The following is a 766-nucleotide window of genomic DNA, read 5'->3' as shown; positions in this document are numbered from 1 at the left end:
CCGGGTGTGCCGGGAGAACGGCCTGACCCGCATCGGCTGCTGGGATCACGCACGGCGCAAGTTCGTCGAAGCCAGCAAAGCGGCGCCCGTGAAGAAGAAAGGGACGAAGGTCAGCAAGGCCGACGTGGCCATCGGCAAGATCCGCAAGCTCTACGCCATCGAGAAGCGGATCGAAACACTGCCGCCGGAAAAAAAGACCCGGCAGCGTCAGCAGCTGGCGCAACCGGTGCTCGATGACCTCAAGGCCTGGCTGGAGAAAAACAGCACCCGGGTGCCCAGGGACAGCCTGACGTATAAGGCCATGCAATACACCCTCAACCAGTGGGAACTACTGACGGGCTATCTTGCCGATGGGCGACTGCACATCAGCAACGCCCTGGCGGAAAACGCCATCCGACCCTTTGCGGTGGGACGCCGGAACTGGCTCTTTGCCGATACGCCACGTGGCGCAAAAGCCAGCGCCACCATCTACAGCCTGATTGAGACGGCCAAGGCCAACGGGCTGGAGCCCTTTGCCTACCTCTACCATGTGCTGCGGCATATCGGTGGGGCCAGTACAGTTGAAGACATCGAAGCGCTTCTACCCTGGAAAACGCCTCTCAAAAAGATGCAAGAGGGCTGATTGTTTGGCGCTTACTCAGTACCTGTACTAGAGTTTAGAGTAAGCAACATTGTTCCACCGTATATTTTCGGGTGAAATAAAGTTGCTATTTTGTTCATACTGCCCGTTAGAGCTTGTTCTATACGCTGATTGCTGCATCCTGCT

1 protein-coding gene is annotated in these 766 nt (G+C 57.0%); it reads left to right on the top strand.

From position 1 onward, the window contains the following. Positions 1 to 622: IS66 family transposase (tnpC, locus tag ACOCD2_RS23510; RefSeq protein ID WP_293650678.1), on the top strand; the 622-nt coding region annotated here is incomplete at its 5' end. Positions 623 to 766 lie beyond the last annotated feature (144 nt).

The organism is Thiolapillus sp. (assembly GCF_048562965.1).
In the GTDB taxonomy this organism is placed as follows: domain Bacteria; phylum Pseudomonadota; class Gammaproteobacteria; order Chromatiales; family Chromatiaceae; genus Thiolapillus; species Thiolapillus brandeum_A.
This window is presented reverse-complemented; position numbering and strand designations above follow the sequence as displayed.